A 941-nucleotide genomic window follows, 5' to 3' on the forward strand; every position below is an offset into this window, starting at 1 on the left:
TGATATCTGTGTGTGAAGTTTTTAAAGCTGATGTTCCGGAATCCGGGCGATAACCTTTATCTCAAAATCAAATCCCGCCAGCCAGTTAACCCCCACGGCTGTCCAGTTGGGATATGGCGGCTTCGGAAAAACGGTTTGTTTCACCTGCATAATGGTTGAAAACTGACTCTCCGGATCGGTATGAAAGGTTGTCACATCGATAAGATCTTCAAACGAACATCCTGCGGCGGTAAGAGTGGCCTTGAGGTTTTCAAAGGCACGTTCTACCTGCGTTGCAAAGTCGGGCTCAGGACTACCATCTTCCCGGCTACCCACCTGACCGGATACAAACAGTAAATCACCAGAGCGGATCGCAGCAGAATAACCATGCTTCTCATAGAGAGCGTGGCGATTCGCCGGGAAAACAGGTTTCGGTTGGTTCATAACGTATCCTTTTTTCGGATGTGTGAAGCCGTGCGTGACATAAATAAATCAATTAATATACGCAGTGTATGTAAACTTAACCACACATACGCGGCGTATGTCAAATTTCATACGCTGCGTATATTGCAAGGAGTCCGCATGGCTGCCAAACGCCGCGCCGAAACGATGGAAGAAACCCGCACGAAGTTGATTACAGCCGCACGAAAAGCCTTTGCCGAAAAAGGGTTTGCAGCAGCATCAATGGATGATTTGACTGCCAGCGTTGGCCTGACGCGTGGGGCTCTGTACCATAATTTTGGGGACAAAAAAGGGTTGCTTGCCGCTGTGGTTGCCCAGATTGACTCAGAAATGGCACAAAGTGCCAAGAGTGCAGCGACACAGTTCAGGGATGACCAGCAAAAGCTTCTGGCTGAAGGGATAGCCTATATCAGAATGGCTCTGGATGAAGAAGTCCGGCGTATCGTTCTGCTTGATGGCCCGGCTTTTCTTGGCGATCCTACGAAATGGCCGAGTCAGAA

General features: G+C 49.2%; 2 protein-coding genes. One reads left to right on the top strand and one right to left on the bottom strand.

Annotated features, from left to right (window positions below; genetic code table 11):
• Nucleotides 1–21: 21 nt before the first annotated feature.
• A complete protein-coding gene (locus PGS10_RS24890; protein WP_015705171.1) occupies nt 22–423 on the bottom strand; it encodes a RidA family protein in 402 nt (133 codons plus the stop codon).
• Between the two features lie 138 nt (nt 424–561).
• Between PGS10_RS24890 and PGS10_RS24895 the strand changes: the two genes are divergently transcribed.
• A partial coding sequence (locus tag PGS10_RS24895; RefSeq protein ID WP_316423633.1) for a TetR/AcrR family transcriptional regulator occupies nt 562–941 on the top strand: 380 nt, incomplete at its 3' end.

Origin of the sequence: Klebsiella sp. 141153 (genome assembly GCF_032601995.1) — a bacterium.
Lineage (GTDB): Bacteria > Pseudomonadota > Gammaproteobacteria > Enterobacterales > Enterobacteriaceae > Klebsiella > Klebsiella aerogenes.

What these genes read in the sequence shown, in the direction of transcription:
- PGS10_RS24890 (WP_015705171.1), bottom strand. Translation starts at nt 423, where the DNA reads ATGAACCAACCGAAACCTGTTTTCCCGGCGAATCGCCACGCTCTCTAT.